Consider the following 16,939-nt stretch of genomic DNA (forward strand, 5'->3'; position numbering starts at 1 on the left):
ACGATAGCCGCCGGTATGTGCCCGGCGCCGTCACGCCGGGCACATACCGGGACACGTCGCTGGTCAGCCGCTGTAGGGCACCGCCTTGACGAGGGTCACCTTCTGGGTCTTGCCGTTGGGCAGGCTGTACTCGCGCGACTCACCCTCCCTGGCGCCGAGCAGCGCCTTCCCCAGCGGGGAATCGGGCGAGTACACCTCCATCGGGCCCTGCCCGCCCTCCTCGCGGGTCGCGAGCAGGAAAGTCTCTTCGTCGTCGTCGCCGTCATAGCGCACGGTGAGTACCATGCCCGGCTCTGCGACGCCGGAATTCGTGGGCGCCTCGCCGACCTTCGCGGTGCGAAGCAACTCCTGCAGGTGCCGGATGCGGGCTTCTTGCTGACCCTGTTCCTCACGAGCGGCGTGGTAGCCACCGTTCTCCTTGAGGTCGCCCTCCTCCCGGCTGTCGTTGATCTTCGCAGCGATGACCGGACGATTCTCGATCAACTCATCGAGCTCGCTCTTGAGCCTGTCGTAGGCTTCCTGGGTCAGCCAGGTCACCTTGGTGTCGCTCACGGTCACCATCTCCTCCTAGGGCCTGCCGATCTTGGGTATACAAGCCGGCCGCCACATTGGCGTGGCTGGAATATAAGGAAAGACACGGCCCGCCTGGGCCGTGCCGACGTATCAGGATAACACGCGAGGCGCGTCAAATGTTCCCGCTTTTTCCGCTGAGCGGACATTCAGCGCTCTATTCACCCCGTTGGCCGCTACGAGGTTGACATGTATTTGGGGACATTGTAAGTGCACCCGAACACGTCAGCGGTGACGGGTCGGTCGATGCCGCGGATCACCGTGGAGACCTGCTCGACACTCGGCGGGATGTAGACCTCTTTTCTCCCGCTCTCCGCGCCGGAGATGTCGCGTACCCGCACGATGCACACCCCGGGGCGGTTCTGGTCGTCGCGCCGGACGGCGATGGTGATCTCCATGGCGTTACCCGGCCGCTCCTCGAACCCGACCCGTTCAGCCTCGATGGGTGCGGCGCCGAGGTTGCGGTAGGCGATGTAGGTCAGGGCGGCTCCCGCGCCAAGGACCAGCAGCACAAGCAGCCACAGCCGCCAGCCGTGCGGCATTCGAGCGGAGCGACGGGTACGACCGTAGCGGTCCTGTGGCACGGTGGGCTCCGGCGAAACCTGCTGCGGTCGTCCGTGTGCCGAGTCGGCCTGCCCGTAGCTCAACCATGGCCTCCCGTCGGCTGTTGTCGTGGTCGTGGGGAGAATGAACAGCGCGTCTGGTGTGTTGAGTATCCGTGTAGGTGTTAAAGGCGTGGGCCAGGGGGTCCGCACGACGACGGGTGACCGGAGGGGTCATGGCGGTGTCCGAAAGCAAGGCGACCGGTGCAGAAGAGCGACTGCGGCTGATGGCGGTGCACGCGCACCCCGACGACGAGTCGAGCAAGGGCGCGGCCACGATGGCCCGCTATGTCGCGGAGGGCCACGACGTCATGGTCGTCACCTGCACCGGGGGCGAGGCGGGCAGCGTGCTCAACCCCGCGATGGACAAACCCGAGGTCCACGCGAACATGCCGGAGCTGCGCAGGGAGGAGATGGCGCGCGCCGCCAAGATCCTCGGTGTGCAGCACCGCTGGCTGGGCTTCATCGACTCCGGCCTGCCGGAGGGCGAGCCCATGCCGCCGTTGCCGGAAGGCTGCTTCGCTGCGATCCCGATGGAGGAACCGGTCCGCGAGCTCGTGCGCGCGATCCGCGAGTTCAAGCCGCACGTGGTAACCACCTATGACGAAAACGGTGGTTACCCGCATCCGGATCACATCCGGTGCCACGAGGTCTCCGTTGCCGCCTACGACGCCGCCTCGGACCCCGAGCGGTTCCCCGAGGCGGGACAGCCGTGGCAGCCGTTGAAGCTCTACTACTCGCACGGATTCTCCAGGGCGAAACTCACCGCCTTCCACCAGGCGCTGACCTCGCGTGGGCTCGACTCGCCGTACAGTGAGTGGCTCAGCCGGTGGGACCCGGACAAGGCTGACGTCATCGAGCGTGTCACCACCCGAGTACGCTGTGCGGAGTACTTCGAGGTGCGCGACGAGGCGCTCAAGGCGCACGCCACCCAGATCGACCCCAACAGCCGTTGGTTCGCCGTGCCGCTGGAGGTACAGCGTGAGGTGTGGCCCACCGAGGAGTACGAACTCGTGCGTTCCCTTGTCGACACGACCTTGCCGGAGGACGATCTGTTCGCGGGGGTCCGAGAGAAGGTGACCACATGACGCTTCCGGCCTTCGTGGCCGTTCCCGCGATGTCCGGCGCGGCCGTGCTCGCGCAGCCGGAGGGCGACGGCGGTGGCCAGGGCGCGGACTTCGGCAAGTCCTCGCCCGTCGGCCTGCTGCTCCTGCTGCTGTTCTTCATCGCCGTCGTGTTCCTGATCCGGTCGATGACCAAGCACCTCAAGCGCGTGCCCGCCTCGTTCGAGGAACCCGAAAAGGGGGCGCCCGGCTCGGACCCGGTGGGCGCGGCGGATTCGGTGAACTCAGTGGCTGAAAGCACGGTGGCGGCGGACGGAAAGCGGGAAGAACACCGCGACTCCTAGGCAGGCCGGGCGGTACCCCGTTGTTGCGGAGGCCTGCGCCGCCGCGGGCCTCCGAGTACGGGGCGGGTGACCCCGCGCGAGCGTTCGAGTTCGGGGTCGCGGGGCTGCTCGACGGTGTTGAAGTGCTCGTCGAACAGGCGGCACGGCGGGAACTGCGAGCTGACAGTGCGTGCGAGACGGGGCGTGTGAGACGCTGTCGCTGTGAACCGCCTAGCCAGCGCCACCTCGCCGTACCTGCTGCAGCACGCCGACAACCCGGTGGACTGGTGGCCGTGGAGTGCGCAGGCCCTCGACGAGGCGAAGCGCCGCGACGTGCCCATCCTGCTGTCCATCGGCTACGCCGCGTGCCACTGGTGTCACGTCATGGCCCACGAGTCGTTCGAAGCGGACGAGACGGCCGCGTTCATGAACGCGCACTTCGTCAACATCAAGGTGGACCGTGAGGAGCGGCCGGACATCGACGCCGTCTACATGACCGCCACCCAGGCGATGACCGGGCAGGGCGGCTGGCCGATGACGTGCTTCCTGACCCCGGACGGCAAGCCGTTCCACTGTGGCACCTACTACCCGCCGACGCCTCGACACGGGATGCCGTCGTTTCGACAGGTGCTCACGGCGATCGCGCGCGCGTGGTCGGAACGCGCGGACGAGCTGCGCCAGGGCGCCACCAAGATCGTCAGCCACATCCAGGAGCAGACGGCACCGTTGGCGCAGCGGCCTGTAGATGAGGAAACCATCGCGACCGCGGTGTCCACTTTGCGGGGACAGATCGATCCGGGTCACGGCGGCTTCGGTGGTGCCCCCAAGTTCCCACCCTCCATGATCATGGAGTTCCTGCTGCGCCACTACGAGCGGACCGGGTCGGCCGAAGCGCTGTCCGTTGTGGAGCTCACGGCGGAAGGTATGGCGCGCGGCGGCATCTACGACCAGCTCGCGGGTGGGTTCGCCAGGTACTCGGTTGACGCGGCGTGGGTCGTGCCGCATTTCGAGAAGATGTTGTACGACAACGCACTGCTGCTGCGCTGCTACGCCCATCTCGCCCGCCGCACCTCCTCCGCGCTGGCCACGCGTGTCGCCGCGGAGACCGCGGAGTTCCTGCTTCGCGACCTGCGCACGCAGGAAGGCGGGTTCGCTGCTTCGCTGGATGCCGACACCGAGGGCGTCGAAGGGCTGACCTACGTGTGGACCCCGGCGCAGTTGGTCGAGGTACTCGGGCCGGAGGACGGCTCGTGGGCGGCCGAGGTCTTCCGGGTGACCGAGGAAGGCACCTTCGAGCACGGTGCCTCCACGCTGCAACTGCCACGCGACCCCGACGACACGGCTCGGTGGTTGCGGGTGAGCACGGCGCTGCTCGAGGCGCGTGGCGCTCGGCCGCAGCCCGCGCGAGACGACAAGGTGGTCACCGCCTGGAACGGGCTGGCGATCACCGCGCTCGCCGAGGCCGGTGTGGCCCTCGAGCGACCGGACTGGGTGGAGGCGGCTGTCTCTGCCGCCGAGTTGCTGCTCGACCGGCATCTCGTTGACGCACGGCTGCGGCGCAGTTCTCGTGATGGTGTGGTCGGCGAGGCCGCGGGGGTGTTGGAGGACTACGCATGCCTTGCCGAGGGGCTGCTGGCGGTGCATCAGGCCAGTGGTGAGCCGGTGTGGCTGACGCAGGCGACCCTGCTGCTCGACACCGCGCTGGAGCTGTTCGCCGACGACGAGGTGCCTGGTGCGTTCCATGACACGGCCGCCGACGCCGAAGCACTGGTGCACCGGCCGTCGGACCCCTCCGACAATGCCACGCCTTCGGGGGCTTCCGCGCTGGCGGGGGCGTTGCTCACGGCTTCCGCGCTGGCGGGCCCCGACCGGGCGGGTGACTACCGGGAGGCCTGTGAGCGGGCGCTGGGCAGGGCGGGGACGATCGTCGCGCAGGCACCCCGGTTCGCAGGACACTGGCTGTCCGTGGCGGAGGCACTGCTCGCGGGACCCGTCCAGGTCGCCGTCGTGGGGCCGGACGCGGCTACGCGATCCGGTTTGCTCGTCGAGGCCGCGCGCGAGGTGCATGGCGGCGGCGTGGTGCTGGCGGGGCCGCCCGAGGCTGGTGGTGTACCGCTGCTCGCGGACCGGCCGCTTGTCGACGGGAATGCCGCGGCCTATATCTGCCACGGATACGTGTGCGAGCGCCCGGTGACGACACCGCAGCGACTGGCGGCGGCGTTGTCGACGCCCATTCGCCAGTAGTGAACAGCCCTGTCACATCTCGTCGGCCCGGCCTACCGTAAGCATTGGTGTAATCGTGTAATCGGGAGGCATCATGGGGCAGCGATGGCGTGGGCGTGGCGGCCAGCAGGGTGAGATGCCCAGCGCGGACGATGTGCCCGCGTGGTTCAGCGGAAGGCTGCCGGACGGCTGGTTCATAGGCGAACCGGAGATCACCGTGGACCGCGAGGAGATCATCGTGGTCGGTGAGTTGCCTCCGCTGACTCAGGAGTTCGGCGACGAGGTGGCGCGCGCGGCGGCCGAGGAGGGGCGGATCAGCCGGTTCCGGGAGGAGACCAGGGACCAGCGCATCGAGATCGCAAGGCAGGCCGAGCATCGCTACCGGAGAAAGGTGGCCTGGGGCGCCCGGCTCGGCGATACCAGGCAACTGTTCACCACGCTTTCGGTGCCGGTGATGACCCGGTTGCGGCAACCGGAGCGCCGGGTGCTGGACACGCTGGTCGACGCGGGCGTGGCGCGGTCACGTTCGGAAGCGCTTGCGTGGTCGGTGAAACTGGTCGGGCAGCACGCGGACTCGTGGCTGGCCGAACTTCGCGAGGCGATGTCGGAGTTGGACGATTTGCGGGCGAAGGGTCCCGACCTGGGCTGACCCGCGGGTGCCGATCATGCGGTCTCGCGAGTGCCGTCAACGCGAATGGCCGCGCCGTTCGAGGTCCTCGATGGCTTGCTTGGCTTCGGCCAGCGTGGCACCCGTGTGCTTTCGGTACTCCTTGATGGCTTGAATCCGCTTGCCCTCCAGGATCAGCGAGTTGACCCGCGCGAGCTCGGGTCGTGGCGCCGCGATCCCGAGGCTGTCCAACATGGCGTCGAGCTTGGTTTCGATCCGCAGGGTCTGCCGCGCGAGTCGTCTCACCGTGCGTTCGACGAAACTCAGCACAAGGATCGTCATTCCGAACAAGCTGCCAACGATGATGATGAGGGCGCCGTAGTCCACGGCGGCGCAGTGTACTGGGCGGGTGAGAAGGATTCGCCGTTTCGCCGCCGTCAGGCGTAGATGGCCAGCCAGATCGCGATGTAGTGGCAAACGGCGGCAAGCACCGTGCAGGCGTGGAAGAACTCGTGGTAGCCGAAGGTCGTTGGCCAGTAGTTCGGCCACTTGGTGGCATAGAACACTGAGCCGACCGTGTAGAACAGTCCACCGACGAGCAGCAGCACCAACGCGGCGATTCCCGCTGATCTGGCGAGTTCGGGCAGCACGAACACCGCCACCCAACCGAGCGCGATGTAGATTGGCACGCCTAGCCAGCGTGGGGCCCTCGGCCACAACATCTTCAGCGCGACACCTGCCACCGCGCCGCCCCACACAACGCCGAGCACGACATAACCGGTCGGTTGCGACATCGCGAGCAGCGTGAACGGTGTGTAGGTGCCCGCGATGAACAAGAAGATCATCGAGTGGTCGGCGCGCTTCATCCACTCGTACGCCCGCCTGCTCCAGACGCGCCGGTGGTAGAGGGCGCTGACGCCGAACACGCCGACCACGGTGACGCCGTAGACCGACGTGGCGAGTGCGGCCGTCGCTGACACCGTCGACCCTGCCAGCACGATCAGCGTGGCGGCGGAGGCCAGTGCACCGAAGAAGCTCCAGAAGTGGATGTGCCCCCGAAGCCGGGGCCGGTGATAGGCGGCGGACGGTACCGGAGGGGTATCGGTTGCTGCACTCACGACGCTCAGATTACGGAAATCGTAGCCGGGACCGCACCCGCCGACGGCAGGAGCGCCGCGAACATCACTTTCGGGCCAGGCGTACGCTCCCGTGACGTGAGCCTTAGGTCCTTCGCCTCGCGCATCGTCTACAGCGTGTACTCGTGGCGCCTGATCCAGCAAGCCGGAGGGCGGCATCCGCGCCACATCGGCGTGATCCTCGACGGCAACAGGCGCTGGGCGCGGGAGGCAGGCTTCACCGACGTCAACGGCGGCCACCGGATGGGCGCACAGAAGATCGCGGACTTCCTCGGCTGGTGCAGGGAGGCCGATGTGGAGGTGGTCACGCTGTGGCTGCTGTCCACCGACAACGTGCGCAACCGGTCCAACGAGGAGGTAGCCGCGCTTCTGGAGATCATCCCGGACGTGGTGGACGAGCTCGCCGCACCGGGAAACCCGTGGCGGCTTTCGATCGTCGGCGCACTGGACATGCTGCCTACCGAGGTCGCGGCAAGGCTCACCGCCGCCGCGCAGCGCACCGACAACCGCCGCGGCATGGTTGTCAACGTCGCCGTCGGCTATGGTGGGCGGCAGGAGATCGCCTATGCCGTCCGCAAACTGTTGAAGCAGCACGCGGACGAGGGAACCTCGATCCATGAGCTTGCCAAGATCCTCGACGTCGATCACATCTCCGAGCACCTTTACACCTCGGGGCAGCCTGACCCTGATCTGATCATCCGGACCTCCGGCGAGCAGCGGCTCTCCGGATTCCTGCTCTGGCAGTCGGCGCATTCGGAATTCTGGTTCACCGAGGCGTACTGGCCCGCGTTTCGCCGCGTGGACTTCCTGCGGGCACTGCGTGACTACGCCGTCCGAAACCGCCGGTACGGCGGCTGAATCGATCCCGACACGGCGGGCGGCCGAGATTTCACGGCGCGGTAGCCCAGTACCGGCCGTGAGGTGACGAATCGGCGAATCACCTACCTGGCTGTCTGCACGAACCGGCCGTCTGCAGGTAGCTTCCGTGGTGACGGGTCGCGAACCCATGTGGCTCGTCACGGGAGGCCCTGGTCGTGGCAGTGCTAGTGCGAGCGGCGAAGCCGTTCACGAGACGCACGAGGGGGCCGGCACCGGGCCCTCGTGGGCGCACACCCTGACGCCGCGGCGTCAGGGAAGCGACCAGCCAGGGCAGTGCCCGGCCCAGCGAGTGCGGGCGTGGTGCCAACGCCCAACGAGGGAGATGCCGTCGTGACTGCGCAGCGTTTGCCCCGAAAGGCCTCCGGCCACTCTTCGACCAGTGCTCTCGGTACTGACGGACCGTCCGACCCAGCCGGCTTACCGCGTTGCACCTATGTGCTCGACACCTCGGTTCTGCTGTCGGACCCGTGGGCGGTTACCAGGTTCGCGGAGCACTCCGTGGTGTTGCCGTTGGTTGTGATCAGCGAGTTGGAGGCCAAGCGGCACCACCCGGAGCTCGGCTGGTTCGCGAGGGAGGCGCTTCGGTTGCTCGACGACCTGCGGCGCACGCACGGTCGGCTGGACGCCCCCGTGCCCATCGGCGATGAGGGTGGGACCGTCCACGTCGAGCTGAACCACTCCGATCCCACGGTGCTGCCACCCGGCTTTCGTACCGACTCCAACGATCACCGCATCCTCGCCTGCGCGCTCAACCTCGCCACCGAGCTGGAGTTGGTGACGCTGGTGACCAAGGACGTGCCGCTGCGTGTGAAGGCGGGTTCGGTCGGGCTGACCGCCGACGAGTACCGGGCACAGGAGGTCACGCCGTCCGGTTGGACGGGCATGGCCGACCTCGATGTGCCGCAGGAGGCGCTCGACGCGCTGTTCGCAGGCGGCGTGGCTGATCTGGCGGAGTTCGGGCGGCCCGAGGTCGGCGAGTTGCCGTGCCACACCGGGCTTCGGCTGCTCGCGGGGACGTCGAGCGCACTGGCCAGGGTCACGCCGGAGAAGAAGGCAAGGCTGGTGCGCGGCGATCGCGAGGCGTTCGGGCTGCACGGGCGGTCGGCCGAGCAGCGCATCGCGCTCGACCTGCTGCTCGACCCTGACATCGGGATCGTCTCGCTCGGCGGCAGGGCCGGTACGGGTAAGTCCGCGCTGGCGCTGTGCGCTGGTCTGGAAGCCGTGCTGGAGCGCGGTATGCACCGCAAGGTCGTGGTGTTTCGCCCGGTCTACGCCGTCGGGGGGCAGGATCTCGGCTACCTGCCTGGCTCGGAGAGCGAGAAGATGCAGCCGTGGGCTCAGGCGGTCTTCGACACCCTCGGCGCGCTCGTCAGCCAGGAGGTGCTCGACGAGGTCTTCGACAGGGGGATGCTCGAGGTGCTGCCGCTGACACACATCAGGGGTCGCTCCCTGCACGACTCGTTCGTGATCGTCGACGAGGCGCAGTCACTGGAGCGCAATGTGCTGCTCACGGTGCTGTCCCGGCTGGGGAGCGCCTCGCGGGTCGTGCTGACCCATGACGTGGCTCAGCGGGACAACCTGCGGGTCGGCAGGCACGACGGTGTCTCGGCCGTCATCGAGAAGCTGAAGGGGCATCCGCTGTTCGCTCACGTGACGCTGACGCGTTCGGAGCGTTCGCCGATCGCGGCGCTGGTCACCGAGATGCTGGAACACCACGGGTAGCCGCTAGCCGACGTTCGTCGGCCGCGCTCGCCCGCTGCCCACCGGCCTCACCAGCCCGTGGGCAGCGGGCGACCCTCCGCGAACCCCGCGGCCGACTGCACGCCGAGCACCGCACGCTCGTGGAACTCTTCGAGGTTGGGCGCGCCCGCGTAGGTGCATGCCGACCGAACCCCCGCGATGATCGAGTCGAGCAGGTCCTCCACGCCGGGGCGCAACGGTTCCACCGGCATGCGAGAGGACGAGATGCCCTCCTCGAACAGTGCTTTGCGGGCCTGCTCGTAAGGGCTGTCCGACCGGGTGCGCGCGGTGACGGCTCGCTTGGACGCCATTCCGTACGACTCCTTGTAGGGCCTGCCGTGCTCGTCGTAGCGCAGGTCGCCGGGAGACTCGTGGGTGCCCGCGAACCAGGAGCCCACCATCGCCGCTGACGCACCCGCGGCCAGGGCAAGCGCGACATCGCGCGGGTGACGCACGCCGCCGTCGGCCCACACGTGCTTGCCGAGGCGTCTCGCCGCGGCGGCGCAGTCGAGCACGGCCGACAGTTGTGGCCGTCCGACGCCGGTCATCATCCTCGTCGTGCACATCGCGCCCGGACCCACGCCGACCTTCACAACGTCGGCGCCTGCCTCGATGAGGTCCGTCGTGCCATCGGCGGTCACGACGTTGCCCGCCACCACCGGCACCGAAGGCGAGAGCGATCGCACCGCCTTCAGCGCCGACAGCATCTTTTCCTGATGCCCGTGTGCGGTGTCCACAACCAGCACGTCCACCCCGGCGGCGAGCACGGCCTCCGCCTTGGCGGCGACGTCGCCGTTCACCCCGATCGCGGCGGCGATTCGCAGCCGCCCTTCGCCGTCGACCGCGGGCTGGTAGATGCCCGCGCGCAGCGCGCCCACCTGGGTCAGCACCCCGGCGAGCCTGCCGTCCCCGGTGACTCCCAGCGCCAGCTTCCCACCGTGCTCGTGCAGGGTCTCGTACACCTCGCGCTGTGGGGTGTCCAACCCGAACGTGGGCACAACCGGGTCGACGACGTCGCTGAGGCGTGCGAACCGGTCCACGCCGGCGCAGGCTGCCTCGTCGACGATCCCGACGGGTCGGCCTTCGCCGTCGACGACGACCACCGCGCCGTGTGCGCGCTTACCGACGAGGTTCAGCGCGTCGGCGACCGCGTCGCCGGGTGTGAGTACCAGCGGGGTGTCCCACACGACGTCGCGGTCCTTGACCCACGCGGTGATGTCGGCGACCGCCGCCGGGTCGACATCCTGCGGGAGTACGACGAGCCCGCCTCTGCGCGCCACGGTCTCGGCCATGCGCCTGCCTGCGACGGCCGTCATGTTCGCCACCACCACCGGGATGGTGGTGCCCGTCCCGTCGCTGGTGGAGAGGTCGACGTCGAAACGCGACTCCACCGCGGAGCGGTTGGGCAGCAGGTAGACGTCGTCGTAGGTCAGGTCGTGTACCGGCCGGTGGCCTTCCAGAAACCGCACGAGATCTCAGCCTACGTGGTTTGTCCGGTCTTCGCGTGCGCGCTACGGCTGCTCCCAGTCACGTGAGCCAGCCTGCTCGGCCCCGATCGTGGTGTCCTCGCCGTGCCCGGTGTGCACCACTGTCTCGGCGGGCAGCTCGAACAGCCGCCGCGTGATGGACGCCACGATGGTCGGGTAGTCGGAGTAGGAGCGGCCGGTGGCGCCAGGGCCGCCGTGGAACAGCGTGTCACCGGTGAACACCACGCCGAGGTCGGGCGCGTGCAGGCACACCGCGCCGGGAGCGTGGCCGGGGGTGTGCAACACTCTGAGTTCGGTGCCCGCGACGCTCAGCGACTGCCCGTCCGACAGTTCGCCGTCGGGGGCCCGGCCAGGGTGGGTCAGCTCCCACAGCACGCGGTCGTCGGGGTGAAGCAGGATCGGCGCCGCGGTCCGTTTCGCCAACTCAGGGGCTGCGTTGACGTGGTCGTTGTGCGCATGGGTGCACACGATCGCGCGCACGGTCGCATCGCCGATCGCATCGGCGATGCGGGACGCGTCGTGTGCCGCATCGATGACGATCACCTCGGTGTCGTCGCCCACGATCCACACGTTGTTCTCGACGTCCCAACTTCCGCCGTCGAGCTGGAAAACCCCGGAGGTAACCACATTTCGCACTGTCGCTGCCATGGGCAGACCCTAACCGTCAACCACGCAGCATCGCACGCACGGATTCGATGGTGTCGGCGTCGGCGGGCTCCTTGTCCGGCCGGTAGCGCAGCACCCTGGCGAAACGCAGCGCCACACCGCCGGGGTAGCGGGAACTGCTCTGCACCCCGTCGAGTTCGACTTCGACCACGAGTTCCGGCCGCACGTACACCGTCGCGCGGTCGCGGGCGGTTTCCATGGTCGGTAGCCGTTCGGTCTGCCAGGCGAGCAGTTCGTCGGTGAGGCCCTTGAAGGTCTTGCCGACCATGATCGGTGGACCGCCCGCCGGGTCGATGGCACCGAGGTGCAGGTTGGACAGGTAGCCGGTTCTCCTGCCGTGACCCCATTCGGCACCGAGCACGACCAGGTCGAGCGTGTGCACCGGCTTCACCTTCAGCCATGACCTCCCCCTGCGGCCCGCGGCATATGCGGAGTCGAGGGACTTGACCATGACACCCTCGTGTCCGTCGTCCAGCGCCCGCGTCAGGATGGCCGCCGGGTCGGCCGGCTCGCTCTGCCCGGGGATGACGTGCTCGCCCGCGACCTTTCGCAGCGCGTTGTTGCGCTCCCTCAGCGGTGCGTCCAGCAGGTCGGTGCCGTCGAGGTGCAGGCAGTCGAAGAAGTACGGCCGCAGCAGCAGCGCGCGCAGTTGCTCCTCCCTCGTGCTGCCGAACCGCGACATGGTCTCCTGGAACGGTCGAGGTCTGCCCTCGTCGGTGAGCGCCAGCGTCTCCCCGTCGAGCACCACGGAGTCGCACGGCAGTGACCGCACCAGTTCGGTCAGCTCCCCGACCCGCGCGGTGACGTCGCGCAGGGTACGGGTGTAGACGTGCACCTCGTCCCCTCGGCGGTGCACCTGGATGCGAGCGCCGTCCAGCTTGTACTCGACGACCACCGGCCCGAGTTCGGCCAGCGCTTCCTCCAGCGCCTCGGCGGGCGAGGCCAGCATCGGTCGGATCGGCCTGCCGACCTGTAGGCCGAACTGGCCGAGCGCGGCGCTGCCGCCGGACATAGCCGCCGCGGCCGTCGTCGGCAGGCTGCCGGAGAGCATGAAGGCCCTTCGCACCGCGTCGGGGGGCACTGCGACCGCCTCCGCGATGGCGTCCACCATGACCCCCTCCAGCGCGCCCTGCCGTAGTTCACCGGTGAGCAGCCGGAACAGGAACTCCTGCTCGGTTCGCGTCGCGTCGGCCAGCAGGCGGCGTAGAACGTGCGCGCGCCGCGCCGCCGAGCCGCTGCCGACGCTTTCCGACACCTCGCCGAGCGCGGTGTCGACCTCGGTGACAGTCAGCCTCGGTTCGGCGGAGGGCGGCGCGCGAAGTTGCGAAAGGGTGCGCCAGCCGACACCGATCCGGCCCTGCGAAGGCTGACCGGTGAGGAACGCCACCGCCGTGGCGAGTTCGCTCGCGGGCACGGCGCTCAGCAGTTCGGCGAGGATCGCCGTCTTGGCCCTTCGAGATCGTGTGGCTGACAGCCCTGCCGACGCGGCGACGACATCGTGGAACAGCATGTCGCCATCATCTCCTCCGGCACCGACATTTCGCGTCGCGAGCGCGGCGCGGTCGCGACGGCGACGCGGCGGACGGCGGGTCCGAGCAGGCCGGTGAGGCTCACGCATTCGCCGAACATCTGCCACGCCAGCACCGTGAACGCGACGGCACTGGCCGAACACTGGATCACCAGCGCCTCGCCCGGCGGCAGCTTCGAGCCTGCCTTGCGTTCGACGAAGGTGCCCCCGACACCTCCAACGTAAACCGACCGGTATGGTTACTAGACCTACTAAACCGATCGGTATACCGTCAAGGGGTGACCGAGGACCTCACCCTGACCCCGGCCGCCGAGCGGGTGCTCGAGGTGGCGGGGAAGTTGTTCTACGAGAACGGAATCCATGCCGTCGGCGTCGAAGCGATCGCGAGCGAGGCCGGAGTCACCAAGAAGACTCTCTACGACCGGTTCGGCTCCAAGGACGCCCTCGTCGGCCACTACCTGCGCCGCAGGGATGAGCGCTACCGCGAACACGTGGCCACCGTCGTCGGCAAGCGCGGGCGCATCACGCCCGCGCGCAGGATACTGCTGGTCTTCGACGCGCAGGAGGAGTGGATCTCCACCGAGAACTCGCGTGGCTGCGCCTTCGTCAACGCGCAGGCCGAGTTGACCGACGCCACCCACCCCGGACGAGAGGTGATCCGCGAGCAGAAACAGTGGTTACTCGACTACCTGCGGACGCTGGCTCGTCAGGCGGGCGTTCGCAACCCGAGGAAGTTGGCGACGTCGCTGCTGATGCTGCTGGAGGGCGCCACGGTGACCGCCTCACTCGGTGTCGTGCCAGGAGCGGTTGGCAACGCCAAGGAAGTCGCGAGGCAGCTCATCGAGTCGAGCTAGCGACGGCAACGCAGGCAGGGGAAGCGACGCGCTCAACCTTCACCCCCACCGTCGCGTTCGCCCCTTCGTTTCGTGGCGACCTGCACCGCTCCCACGACAACCTTGGCGATCACGCCCACCGCGATCACGCCGACGACCATCTGCACCATCGTCACTAGCCTGGCGCTCTCGGTAACCGGCACGATGTCGCCAGTGCCGACCGTGGAAAAGATCGTGACGGTGTAGTAGAGGGCATCGTTGCGGCTGAGCGACTCGGTGAATGATCCGGGAGTGCTGCGTTCCAGCACGATGTAGCTGGCCGAGAACAGCACCAGCAGGAACGGCAACCCAACGGCGACCGCTTCCATGGCACGCAACCGTGGTCTCGACGACTTGAGAATGACCCTGACCTGCCAGACCACGAACGTGGTGAAGACCAGCAGTCCCACCGCGAACTTGGTCCAGGCACTGATTCCCAGCTCGTGATCGAGCGGTATCAGGTAGTAGGCCACCAGCACGAGCGCGACCGCACCGGTCGAACGCAGCATCGAGATCGCGATCTCGCGACCGCTCAGTTCTTGGGGGTGGCCGTTAAGGTGCCTGCGCCGCAACGGATGCCGCCTTCTGCTCGTTCACCGTGATACCCGGTCCCGCCGGCGCGAGCCGGTGCCGGTTGCCTGTGCGCATCCGGCACCGGCTCGCGCCGTGTCAGCCGTGGCCACCGCGAGCCATCCGCAGTACGTCCAGTGCCTCGTCGAGTTGCTCCTCGGTGAGCTTTCCCTCGGCGACGTGCCCACGTTCCATTACGACCTGCCTGATCGGCTTAAGCTCCGCGAGCGCCTGCTTGGCGACCGCGGCGGCTTCCTCGTAGCCCAGGTACGCGTTCAACGGCGTGACGATCGAGGGTGAACCCTCCGCATAGGCGCGGGCCCGATCGATGTTCACCCGCAGGTCCGCGAACACCTTGTCCGCAAGCAGCCGTGACACGGCGGCGAGCAGCCGAGCCGACTCCAGCACGTTGCGTGCGATAACGGGCAGGTTCACGTTGAGTTGGAAGTTGCCCTGCGAACCCGCGAACGCCACCGCGGCGTCGTTGCCGATCACCTGCGCGACGACCTGGAGGGTTGCCTCCGGGATCACCGGGTTCACCTTGCCGGGCATGATCGACGACCCCGGCTGCAGGTCCGGCAGGGCCAACTCGGCCAGCCCGGTACGCGGTCCGGAGCCAAGCCAGCGCAGATCGTTGGCGATCTTGTGGAGTGAGACGGCCACCGTGCGAAGCGCTCCGGAGGTCTCGACCACGCCGTCCTGGCTCGCCTGTGCCTCGAAGTGGTTCCGTGCCTCGGTCAGCGGGAGGCCGGTGACCTTCGCCAGCTCCTCGGCCACCGCGGAGCCGAACCCGGGTGGTGCGTTCAGGCCCGAACCGACCGCGGTACCACCGATCGGCAGTTCACCGAGGCGGGGAAGACAGCCGCGCAGCCGCTCGATGCCGAATCGCACCTGGGCGGCCCAAGCACCCGCCTCCTGGCCGAGGGTGATCGGCACCGCGTCCATCAGGTGCGTGCGGCCGGACTTCACCACGTCCGCCCACTCCGCCGCCCTGCGCTCGACGACCGTCGCGAGGTGGTCGAGCGCGGGGATCACGTCCTTGAGCACGGCTTCGGTCGTCGCGACGCGAATCGAGGTCGGGAAGGTGTCGTTGGACGACTGGGACGCGTTGACGTGGTCGTTGGGATGAACGTCTCGGCCGAGTGAGCGCGAGGCGAGCGTGGCGATCACCTCGTTGGCGTTCATGTTGGACGACGTACCGGAACCGGTTTGGAAGACATCGATCGGGAAGTGCGCGTCATGTTTGCCGTCGGCGACCTCGTCCGCGGCGGCCGCGATGGCGGCGGCGAGGTCGGGTTCCAGCACGCCGAGCCGGGCGTTCACGCGCGCGGCGGCGGCTTTGACCAGGCCGAGCGCCCTGATCTGGGCACGCTCGAGGCCACGGCCGGAGATCGGGAAGTTCTCGACGGCGCGTTGGGTCTGCGCGCGGTACAGGGCGTCGGCCGGAACTCTGACCTCGCCCATCGTGTCGTGCTCTGTCCGGTACTCCTGTTCAGCCATGTCGCCAGTTTGGCGCAGCCGCGTGAGCCCCGCCCGGTGTGTTCGGGCACTAGGATCGTTTCGGACTGCCACCAGCATCGAAGGGTGGTGAGCCGATGAGCTCGCCCGAGACGTTGTCGGTCGACGTGTTGATTGTCGGGGCGGGACCGACCGGTCTGTTCGGCGCCTATTACGCGGGTTTCCGTGGCCTGTCCACGGCGATCGTGGACTCGCTTCCGGAGTCGGGAGGGCAGGTGACCGCGATGTACCCCGAAAAGATGATCTACGACGTCGGCGGGTTCCCCGCTGTCCGCGGCCGCGACCTCGTCAAGGGACTGGTGGAGCAGGCCGGGCAGTGGAACCCGACGTACCTGCTCGGACGCAAGGCCGAGGAATTGCGCACCGTCGACGACGGTCTGGAAGTGACGCTGGACGGTGGCCAGGCCGTGCGCACGGGCGCCGTGTTGATCACGGCGGGGATCGGGGAGTTCACCCCGCGCCCGTTGCCAGCGGGCGACGGCTGGCTCGGCCGGGGCCTCGTCCACTTCGTACCGTCGCTGGCCGCGCACGCCGGCAAGCACGTCGTGGTGGTCGGCGGAGGCGACTCCGCGTTCGACTGGGTCCTCGCCCTGCGGCCGATTGCCGCGAGTGTCGCGCTGGTGCACCGCAGGTCCAGGTTCCGCGCGGCGGAGTCGATCGTGCGAGAGGCGCGCGAGGCAGGAGTGCGGATCATCACCGACGCCGAGGTGACCAGCCTTCGCGGCGGAGACGACGGCGAACTCGCCGAGGTGGAACTCAGAACGAGGGCAGGGGAAGACATCGTGCTGCCCGCGCAGACCGTGATCGCCGCGCTCGGGTTCACCGCCGACCTCGGGCCCATCGAGAGCTGGGGCCTCACGATCGAGCAACGGTCGATCCAGGTGGACACCACGATGGCCACCGCGCGCGAGCGCGTTTACGCCGCCGGGGATGTGGCGGCCTATCCGGGCAAGGTGAAGCTGATCGCGACCGGATTCGGTGAGGCGGCCACCGCGATCAACAACATCGCGGTGCTGCTCGACCCGGCCGCACGGCTGTTTCCCGGCCACTCCAGCGACAAGATGTGAGCATGGTTTCGCCCCGCCACGCGCCCAGCCGTCTGGGTGCGGTGAGGTGGCCACGCCACCGAAAATCCGTTATGTGCCTCGTGCGCC

At 68.4% G+C, this 16,939-nt stretch carries 18 protein-coding genes; 9 read left to right on the top strand and 9 right to left on the bottom strand.

Translation table 11 applies throughout. The features are described from left to right. Positions 1–63: 63 nt before the first annotated feature. Together greA and FHU38_RS05045 are read right to left on the bottom strand one after the other, a co-directional pair. Positions 64–558 carry a transcription elongation factor GreA gene (gene greA, locus FHU38_RS05040; protein WP_009156016.1) on the bottom strand — a complete coding sequence of 165 codons (495 nt, stop codon included), beginning with the start codon at positions 556–558 and terminating at the stop codon, positions 64–66. Positions 559–746: 188 nt separating this feature from the next. Next, positions 747–1,217, bottom strand: coding sequence for a DUF4307 domain-containing protein (locus FHU38_RS05045; RefSeq protein ID WP_167166973.1), 471 nt, complete (start codon positions 1,215–1,217; stop codon positions 747–749). Positions 1,218–1,348: 131 nt separating this feature from the next. On the opposite strand from FHU38_RS05045, the gene mca reads away from it, so the two are divergent. The 4 genes from mca (at position 1,349) to FHU38_RS05065 (ending at position 5,431) form a co-directional block, all read left to right on the top strand. Beyond that, a complete protein-coding gene (gene mca, locus FHU38_RS05050; protein WP_167166975.1) occupies positions 1,349–2,260 on the top strand; it encodes a mycothiol conjugate amidase Mca in 912 nt (303 codons plus the stop codon). Further along, positions 2,257–2,580, top strand: coding sequence for a hypothetical protein (locus FHU38_RS05055; protein WP_167166977.1), 324 nt, complete (start codon positions 2,257–2,259; stop codon positions 2,578–2,580). Before mca ends, FHU38_RS05055 begins: the two co-directional genes overlap by 4 nt. 201 nt (positions 2,581–2,781) lie before the next feature. Next, positions 2,782–4,803 carry a thioredoxin domain-containing protein gene (locus FHU38_RS05060; protein WP_167166979.1) on the top strand — a complete coding sequence of 674 codons (2,022 nt, stop codon included), beginning with the start codon at positions 2,782–2,784 and terminating at the stop codon, positions 4,801–4,803. Positions 4,804–4,876: 73 nt separating this feature from the next. Beyond that, complete coding sequence (locus FHU38_RS05065) at positions 4,877–5,431, top strand: hypothetical protein (RefSeq protein WP_167166981.1); 555 nt, start codon at positions 4,877–4,879, stop codon at positions 5,429–5,431. 36 nt (positions 5,432–5,467) lie between these two features. Here FHU38_RS05065 and FHU38_RS05070 read toward each other — a convergent pair whose 3' ends face one another. Further along, positions 5,468–5,776 (bottom strand): hypothetical protein, encoded by a 309-nt coding sequence (locus tag FHU38_RS05070; RefSeq protein WP_208415564.1) that lies wholly within the window; start codon positions 5,774–5,776, stop codon positions 5,468–5,470. Positions 5,777–5,826: 50 nt separating this feature from the next. Then, positions 5,827–6,507 carry a PAQR family membrane homeostasis protein TrhA gene (gene trhA, locus FHU38_RS05075; RefSeq protein WP_313886667.1) on the bottom strand — a complete coding sequence of 227 codons (681 nt, stop codon included), beginning with the start codon at positions 6,505–6,507 and terminating at the stop codon, positions 5,827–5,829. 96 nt (positions 6,508–6,603) lie between these two features. On the opposite strand from trhA, the gene FHU38_RS05080 reads away from it, so the two are divergent. Both FHU38_RS05080 and FHU38_RS05085 read left to right on the top strand, forming a co-directional pair. Next, on the top strand, positions 6,604–7,383 hold the full coding sequence (locus FHU38_RS05080) for an isoprenyl transferase (protein ID WP_009156005.1): 780 nt from the start codon (positions 6,604–6,606) through the stop codon (positions 7,381–7,383). 351 nt (positions 7,384–7,734) lie between these two features. Further along, the gene (locus FHU38_RS05085; protein WP_167166983.1) at positions 7,735–9,126 is read left to right on the top strand and encodes a PhoH family protein; all 1,392 of its coding nucleotides are present in this window, start codon (positions 7,735–7,737) and stop codon (positions 9,124–9,126) included. A gap of 47 nt (positions 9,127–9,173) precedes the next feature. Here FHU38_RS05085 and guaB1 read toward each other — a convergent pair whose 3' ends face one another. Genes guaB1 through FHU38_RS05100 form a run of 3 tightly spaced genes read right to left on the bottom strand, consistent with a single transcriptional unit; the run spans position 9,174 to position 12,807 of the window. Continuing rightward, positions 9,174–10,613, bottom strand: a complete 1,440-nt coding sequence (guaB1, locus tag FHU38_RS05090) for a GMP reductase (protein ID WP_167166985.1) — start codon at positions 10,611–10,613, stop codon at positions 9,174–9,176. A gap of 42 nt (positions 10,614–10,655) precedes the next feature. Next, the gene (locus tag FHU38_RS05095) at positions 10,656–11,279 is read right to left on the bottom strand and encodes an MBL fold metallo-hydrolase (protein ID WP_167166987.1); all 624 of its coding nucleotides are present in this window, start codon (positions 11,277–11,279) and stop codon (positions 10,656–10,658) included. Positions 11,280–11,295: 16 nt separating this feature from the next. Beyond that, entirely contained in the window at positions 11,296–12,807 is a 1,512-nt protein-coding gene (locus FHU38_RS05100; protein WP_167166989.1) for an ATP-dependent DNA ligase, read from the bottom strand. Here FHU38_RS05100 and FHU38_RS05105 point away from each other — a divergent pair. Further along, on the top strand, positions 12,796–13,050 hold the full coding sequence (locus tag FHU38_RS05105) for a hypothetical protein (RefSeq protein WP_167166992.1): 255 nt from the start codon (positions 12,796–12,798) through the stop codon (positions 13,048–13,050). The genes FHU38_RS05100 and FHU38_RS05105 overlap by 12 nt on opposite strands. 53 nt (positions 13,051–13,103) lie before the next feature. Then, entirely contained in the window at positions 13,104–13,679 is a 576-nt protein-coding gene (locus FHU38_RS05110) for a TetR/AcrR family transcriptional regulator (protein ID WP_167166994.1), read from the top strand. 32 nt (positions 13,680–13,711) lie between these two features. On the opposite strand, the gene FHU38_RS05115 is transcribed toward FHU38_RS05110, so the two are convergent. Then, entirely contained in the window at positions 13,712–14,269 is a 558-nt protein-coding gene (locus tag FHU38_RS05115; protein ID WP_167166996.1) for a potassium channel family protein, read from the bottom strand. A 97-nt stretch (positions 14,270–14,366) separates the two neighbouring features. Next, the gene (locus FHU38_RS05120) at positions 14,367–15,767 is read right to left on the bottom strand and encodes a class II fumarate hydratase (protein ID WP_167166998.1); all 1,401 of its coding nucleotides are present in this window, start codon (positions 15,765–15,767) and stop codon (positions 14,367–14,369) included. A gap of 95 nt (positions 15,768–15,862) precedes the next feature. On the opposite strand from FHU38_RS05120, the gene FHU38_RS05125 reads away from it, so the two are divergent. After that, a complete protein-coding gene (locus FHU38_RS05125; RefSeq protein WP_167167000.1) occupies positions 15,863–16,852 on the top strand; it encodes an NAD(P)/FAD-dependent oxidoreductase in 990 nt (329 codons plus the stop codon). Positions 16,853–16,939: the final 87 nt, after the last annotated feature.

This window comes from Saccharomonospora amisosensis, from assembly GCF_011761185.1.
GTDB lineage: Bacteria > Actinomycetota > Actinomycetes > Mycobacteriales > Pseudonocardiaceae > Saccharomonospora_A > Saccharomonospora_A amisosensis.